This window comes from uncultured Novosphingobium sp., from assembly GCF_964277725.1.
Classification (GTDB): Bacteria; Pseudomonadota; Alphaproteobacteria; order Sphingomonadales; family Sphingomonadaceae; genus Novosphingobium; species Novosphingobium fluoreni.
In genome coordinates this window covers 25,975-32,269 of sequence record NZ_CAXYKL010000041.1, presented here as the reverse complement: position 1 = coordinate 32,269, position 6,295 = coordinate 25,975, and the positions used below count along the sequence as shown (strand labels likewise).

The window sequence follows — 6,295 nt, the reverse complement described above, 5'->3', positions numbered from 1 at the left end:
GAAAGGTCATCCCGCCGTGGCGGGCGCAGCCAAGGGGAAAAAGGGGATCGCCGCGCGCAGCGGTCCACCGTGTTCGCGCTCGAACGTATAGTAGCCTTCCATGCTGCCGTGCGGCGTGGAAAGCGGGCATCCGGAGACATAATCATGGCTCTGGCCGGGCTTCAGCAGCGGCTGTTCGCCGACGACGCCATCGCCCTCCACGAAATTGACGATGCCGTGACCATCGGTGATCCGCCAATGCCGCGTCACAAGGCGCACGGCTTCATTGGAATCGTTCTCGATGCGAATGTGATAGACCCAGAACCACTTCCCCGCCTCGATGCGCGATTGCTCGGGCAGAAAGTTCACCGCGACCCGCACGGTGATGCCATCGGTGATGGCGGTATGCTGGAACAGCTCCTTCATGGTGAGCACGAGGGTAACGCTTGCGCCGCCCCGGTCAACCGCCTGCCCCAGAGATTCTTTTGCAGCTGCGAGGGAACCGATCCGCCGGCTCCCCGCGCAGTCCTGCCGAACCGTGTCAGAGCCCGGCCTTGGTGAACGCCTGATCCAGATCCTCGATCAGATCGTCGGCATCTTCCAGCCCGACGTTGAGGCGCAGCATCCCTTCGCCGATGCCCATCGCCTCGCGCCCTTCCGGGCCCATGTTGTGATGGGTGCTGGACGCGGGGTGACACATCAGCGAACGCGAATCGCCGATGTTGTTGGAGATGTCGATCAGCTCCAGCGCATCCAGAACCGCGTGCGCCTGCGCACGCCCGCCATCGAGCACCATCGCGAAGATCGGCCCGCAGGCGTCCATCTGCTTGTGCGCCAGCGCGTGCTGCGGGTGGCTTTCCAACCAGGGATGCAGGATCGTGGGCACGCGGCTTTCGACGAAACGGCCCACCTTCAACGCGTTCTCGCTCTGCCGGCGGGCGCGCAAGTCCAGCGTCTCCAGCCCCTTCAGCACCACCCAGGCGTTGAACGGCGAAAGGTTGGGCCCGGTGTTGCGCTGGAACGGCAGCAGTTTGTCGTTGATGAACTCTTCGGTGCCGCACACCGCTCCGGCCAGCACGCGGCCCTGGCCATCCATCAGCTTGGTGGCGGAGTAGGCGACCACGTCCGCGCCGAACTCCATCGGCCGCTGCAGCGCGGGCGAGCAGAACGCGTTGTCCACCACCGAGGTGATGCCGTGCGCGCGCGCGAGGCCGCAGATGAATTCGATGTCGGCGATGTCCATCGTCGGATTCGCCGGGCTCTCGAAGAAGAAGACCTTGGTGTTGGGCCGGATCGCGGCTTCCCACGCGGCATTGTCCCGCGCGTCGATCGTCGTCACTTCCACGCCAAAGCGCGGCAGCAGGTGATCGCCCAGCCAGCGGCAGGAGCCGAAGGCGGCGCGGGCCGTCACCATGTGGTCACCCGCCGAAAGCTGGCACAGCAGCGCCGCCGTCATCGCCGCCATGCCCGATGCTTGCGTACGGCAAGCCTCCGCCCCTTCCAGCAAGGCGATCCGCTCTTCCAGCATCGCCACCGTGGGGTTCTGCAGCCGGGAATAGGTCATGCCCTCTTCCTCGCCCGCAAAGCGCGCGGCGACGGTGGCGGCATCGTCGTAGGAGAAGCCCGAGGTGAGGAACAAAGCCTCGCTCGTCTCCCCCATTTCCGAGCGCCAGGTGCCGCCGCGAACGGCGCGCGTGGCGGGCCGCCAGTGTTGGGTCTTGGTGCGATCTTGTCCGGTCGTGCGCTTCATGGCCCGCCATCTACGAGCGTGTGGGCGCAAGGACAAGCGGCTGCTTTGCGCGAAGCGCTTGCCGCCGCCCCGGCAGGCCCGTATGCCGCCGCCGCGATGCTGACACCCCTGCCCCGGACGCGCGATCCCCTCACCTGGTGCATGGCGATCGCCGTGGTGTTCCTGATCGTGTGCCTTCACCGGCTCGGCATCCCGAACAAGATCTATTTCGACGAGGTCCACTACGTCAAAGCGGCGCGCAAGATGCTGCTGGGCCTGCCCGCCAATCGCGAGCATCCGATGCTGGGCAAGGAGGCGATCGCCGCGGCGATGGCGCTGCTAGGCGATCGGCCCTGGTCCTGGCGAATCCCCTCGGTGCTGTTCGGCGCGCTGGGGCTGCACGCCTATGGCCGGTTCGTCTGGTACATGACCGGCCGGCGCGCGGTGACGATCATGGCGATGGTGCTGATGGCCACGAATTTCGTGTGGCTGGTCCTCAGCCGGATCGCGATGCTGGATATGGTGCAGGCGGGCCTGGGCATGGTGGCGCTGTGGCAGGTTACCGCCGCCTTTCGCGAACCGCGACGCCACGCCCGGCTGCGGCTGATCGCTGGCGGACTGGCCATGGGCCTCTCGCTGGGCGCGAAATGGAGCATCGCGCCGATCCTGGTCCTGCCGGGCCTGACGTTCGTGGCCCTGCGGGTACGCGAAACCGGCTGGCGCATCATCGGCCGCAAAGGCGCGGGGCCGATCCCGGGCATCTCAATTGTAGAGGCCGCGCTCTGGCTGGGGCTGGTCCCGTTGGCGGTCTATTGGCTGACCTATTTTCCCGGCTTCTTCTGGGCGCACAAGCCGATCGACCCCTTGGGCTTCATCGAGCAGCATCGCTATATGCTCAAGCTGCAGGACAGCGTGACCAAGCTGCATCCCTATCGCAGCGTGTGGTACATGTGGATGGTGGACTGGCGGCCGATCTGGTTCCTCTACCAGGTGACGGACGGCGCGCAGCGCGGGATCATCCTGCTGGGCAATCCGGTGAGCATGATCGCCGGGCTGCCGGCGCTGGCCTGGTGCCTGTGGGCCGGGATCAAGCAGGCGCGGTGGGAGGCGCTGGCGCTCGTGCTGCTCTATGCGCTGACGCTGGGCATCTGGGCGATCAACGGCAAGCCCATCCAGTTCTACTATCACTACCTGCTGCCCGCCGCGTTCCTGGCGGCGGCGCTGGCGCTGGCGCTGGAGGCGCTATGGCAGCGGCGCGATCGATGGCGCTGGCTGACACCCGCCACCTTGGCGGCGAGCGTGGGTATCTTCGTGTACTTCTACCCGATCATCTCCGCCGGAGCCCTGCACCATGGCAAGAAGAGCTATGCGCAATGGATGTGGCTGGATAGCTGGCGGTAGCGGCGGTTCGCGTAAGTCCGAGCCGTCACCCAAATTCCTAGGCCAAGCCTAAACCATCGCCGTTCGTGTCGAGCGAAGTCGAGACACGAGAGAGCCGCGCAAGGTGTCTCGACTACGCTCGACACGAACGGAATATCTCAACCCGAGCGGACTATCCGAAAGCCGGGTGAAACCTCAGTTCGCGCCGTACTTGCCCCAGACGAACTTGGACGAGAGCGCGAAATTCCACACCGAAGCCATGATCACGCCGGTCAGCGCCGCGGGGAATTCGTGGATGCCGTAATGCACCAGCACCGAGGACACGCCGACGTTGGCGGTCAGGCCGACCGAGCAAGTCAGCGCGAACTTGGCCCAGCCGCGCATCAGCGGCACGAAGCCGGTCAGCCGCTTGTCCGCATAAGTCAGCGCGTTGTTCAGGAAGAAGTTGAACGTCATCGCGCAGATCGCCGCGATCGTCTGGCCCACTTCGAAAGCCCCGACCAACTGCCCCTTCAAGCCGGGAGCGGACCCGCCGAACAGCGCGAGGAACGCACCCAGCACCGCCATGTGGACCACGACGCCGACCGCGCCGATCGTGCCGAACAGCGCGAAGCGGGTCGGGATGATGCGGCCCAGCCACTTGTCGTACAGCCCCACCAGGAACTCAAACACGACGGTGCGATCCAGCTTGCTCTCCCCTTCCGCGCGTGCGGCGAAGTCGAGCGGGAATTCCTTTACGCGCAACGGCGTCTCCACGGTGGCAAGAATGTCTAGAAGAATCTTGAAGCCGACGCCCGACAAACGGTGAGCGTCGGCCCGCAGGATTTCGGTGCGCAGCATGAAAAAGCCGCTCATCGGGTCGGACAACTGCACCCCCGTCACCTTGCGGGCGAGCTTGTTGGCGAAGCCGGAGGCTTTCACGCGATCGGGGCGGTTCCACGCCTCCGTGCTGGCGCCTTCGCAAAAGCGCGAGGCGTAGGAGAGGTCGTACTCGCCCGATTTGATCGCGGCGAGCATGCCCGGCAGCAGCTTGGGATCGTGCTGGTGATCGGCGTCCATCACCGCCACGACGGGGGCCGCGGTGGCGCACATCCCCTCGATCGCGGCGGAGGACAGGCCGCGCCGCCCGATCCGCTGGATCACTCGCAGGCGCGGATCGCGAAGCGAGATATCGCGCGCGGTATCGGCGGTCCCGTCCGGGCTGTTGTCATCGACGACGATGGCTTCCCAGGCAATGCCCTGCAGCGCCGCGTCCAGCCTTTCGACCAGCGTTTCCAGGTTCTTGCGCTCATTGAACGTGGGCAGCACGATCGCAAGCTCAAGCGGCTTGGCGGCGGCGTGCACGGCCTGCGCAAGATCGGGACGGGGCATGTTCATGGACACGGGCTCTAGATGGTAAACCTGAAAGAAGCTTTAGTGCAATTTACTTTGCAACTCGGATAGTTGCCCATCAAAGCGCCGCGAGAACCGCATCGCCGATCGCGCGCGTGCCATCGGTGCCGCCAAGGTCTCCCCCGCGCACCCCTTGCGCCAGCGCCTTGCCGACAGCGGCCTCGATCCGGGCGGCCTGGTCTTCCAGCCCGAAGCTGTGGCGCAGCAGCATCGCGGCGGAAAGAATCGTGGCCATCGGATTGGCGAGGCCCTGCCCGGCGATGTCGGGCGCGGAACCATGGATCGGCTCGTAGAGGCCGTAGGTGCCCTCAGCCAGGCTGGCCGAAGCGAGCAAGCCGATCGAGCCGACGCACATGCTGGCCTGATCGGACAGGATATCGCCGAACAGATTGCCGGTGACGATCACGTCGAACTGGCCGGGGTTCTTCACCAGCTGCATCGCGGCATTGTCCACGTACATGTGGCTCAGCTCGACCTCGGGATATTCGCGCGCAACTTCGATCACCACGTCGCGCCACAGCTGCGAGGTTTCCAGAACGTTCGCCTTGTCGACCGAGCACAGCTTCTTGGACCGGCCCATCGCCGCCTTGAACCCGGTGTGGGCGATGCGGCGCACTTCGTCTTCGGCGTAGGACATCATGTCCCAGCCCTGGCGGCGGCCATCATCGAGGGTGCGCGTTCCTTTCTCGCCGAAATAGACGTCGCCATTGAGTTCGCGCACGATCAGCAGGTCGATCTTGGCGGCGACCTCGGGGCGCAGCGTGGTCAGATCTTCCAGGCCCTTGAACACGGTGGCGGGGCGCAAGTTGGCGAACAGGCCCAACTCCTTGCGCAGACCCAACACCGCCTGTTCGGGACGCAGGCGCCGCTCCAGATGGTCGAGCGAGAAATCGCCCACCGCGCCGAACAGGATCGCCCCGCATGACCGGGCGATCTCCAGCGTCTCAGGCGGCAGCGGGTGGCCATGCTTGCGATAAGCCGCGCCGCCCACATCACCCTGGACCAGCTCCAGGCCGGGCAGATCGAGCGCCTGCAACACGCGAACCGCTTCGGCCGTCACTTCGGGGCCGATCCCGTCTCCGGCGAAAACCGCAATCCGCATCGCATCAGCGCTCATAACCGTAATCCCTCACGCCTCCCGGATGCGCGCCAGACGCTCGCGCAGGAGTGCGCGCGCCGCCATAACGTCTGCGCGCAGATCGGCAAGCGGGTAGCGCGCCAGTTCACGCCCGATACGATCGAAAGCGTCGAAGAAGGCCGGCCAATCGCCCTTCTCGGGCCGCTTGACGCTGACGCCGTAGCCCAGTTCGCGCAGCAGCAGCACCTCGTAGGACAACAGCGGCACCGCCCAGCCCGACGCGGACGGCGCGACGCAAAGGGCCGTCAGCAAAGCACTCAGCGCGTCGAACAGGCGCGGAAACGGCTGACGCTCCGGCAAGGCGGAAGTGGTGAGCGCGGTGGTCCAGGCGATGGCGCCGGCAGGCAGCGGCTCGCTCAACCATGGCCCGCGGCTCTCGCGCAATTCGATCCGGGCGAACGGCAGCTGGCTTTCGACACGGGAGCGGACTTCGGCCTCCACAAGATTGCCCGGCAGCAGCACCGGCCGCAAATGACGCCCGCGGCCGCCAGCGACATAGGCCCCCACCATCCCGGCGTCGGGGGTCAACAGCCGCGCGATGACGGCGTTTTCCCCGTGAGCGTGATTGGCGCAGACAATGGCAGGACCGCGAAATTGCATGGTCTTGCTGTGGAGGTCACGCTGCCCAAGGGCAAGCGCTGTCCCGGATCACGCCCGCAACCAGACCGACATTGCGA

General features: G+C 65.9%; 6 protein-coding genes. 1 reads left to right on the top strand and 5 read right to left on the bottom strand.

Annotated features, from left to right (window positions below; genetic code table 11):
* Positions 1–6: 6 nt before the first annotated feature.
* A complete protein-coding gene (gene apaG, locus ACHWRX_RS02545; RefSeq protein ID WP_394657977.1) occupies positions 7–405 on the bottom strand; it encodes a Co2+/Mg2+ efflux protein ApaG in 399 nt (132 codons plus the stop codon).
* A 115-nt stretch (positions 406–520) separates the two neighbouring features.
* On the bottom strand, positions 521–1,729 hold the full coding sequence (locus ACHWRX_RS02540) for a PLP-dependent aspartate aminotransferase family protein (RefSeq protein ID WP_288484009.1): 1,209 nt from the start codon (positions 1,727–1,729) through the stop codon (positions 521–523).
* A gap of 45 nt (positions 1,730–1,774) precedes the next feature.
* Here ACHWRX_RS02540 and ACHWRX_RS02535 point away from each other — a divergent pair, with 45 nt between their 5' ends.
* Complete coding sequence (locus ACHWRX_RS02535; RefSeq protein ID WP_394657970.1) at positions 1,775–3,109, top strand: phospholipid carrier-dependent glycosyltransferase; 1,335 nt, start codon at positions 1,775–1,777, stop codon at positions 3,107–3,109.
* 174 nt (positions 3,110–3,283) lie between these two features.
* Here ACHWRX_RS02535 and ACHWRX_RS02530 read toward each other — a convergent pair whose 3' ends face one another.
* The 3 genes from ACHWRX_RS02530 to ACHWRX_RS02520 form a co-directional block, all read right to left on the bottom strand.
* Positions 3,284–4,465: a glycosyltransferase gene (locus tag ACHWRX_RS02530; protein ID WP_394657969.1), complete on the bottom strand. Its 1,182-nt coding sequence runs from the start codon at positions 4,463–4,465 to the stop codon at positions 3,284–3,286.
* 73 nt (positions 4,466–4,538) lie between these two features.
* Positions 4,539–5,582 carry a 3-isopropylmalate dehydrogenase gene (leuB, locus tag ACHWRX_RS02525; protein WP_288415000.1) on the bottom strand — a complete coding sequence of 348 codons (1,044 nt, stop codon included), beginning with the start codon at positions 5,580–5,582 and terminating at the stop codon, positions 4,539–4,541.
* Positions 5,583–5,609: 27 nt separating this feature from the next.
* Positions 5,610–6,218, bottom strand: a complete 609-nt coding sequence (locus ACHWRX_RS02520) for a DNA repair protein RecO (RefSeq protein ID WP_394657968.1) — start codon at positions 6,216–6,218, stop codon at positions 5,610–5,612.
* Positions 6,219–6,295: the final 77 nt, after the last annotated feature.

What these genes read in the sequence shown, in the direction of transcription:
- apaG (WP_394657977.1), bottom strand. Translation starts at nt 405, where the DNA reads ATGAAGGAGCTGTTCCAGCATACCGCCATCACCGATGGCATCACCGTG.
- ACHWRX_RS02540 (WP_288484009.1), bottom strand. Translation starts at nt 1,729, where the DNA reads ATGAAGCGCACGACCGGACAAGATCGCACCAAGACCCAACACTGGCGG.
- ACHWRX_RS02530 (WP_394657969.1), bottom strand. Translation starts at nt 4,465, where the DNA reads ATGAACATGCCCCGTCCCGATCTTGCGCAGGCCGTGCACGCCGCCGCC.
- leuB (WP_288415000.1), bottom strand. Translation starts at nt 5,582, where the DNA reads ATGCGGATTGCGGTTTTCGCCGGAGACGGGATCGGCCCCGAAGTGACG.
- ACHWRX_RS02520 (WP_394657968.1), bottom strand. Translation starts at nt 6,218, where the DNA reads ATGCAATTTCGCGGTCCTGCCATTGTCTGCGCCAATCACGCTCACGGG.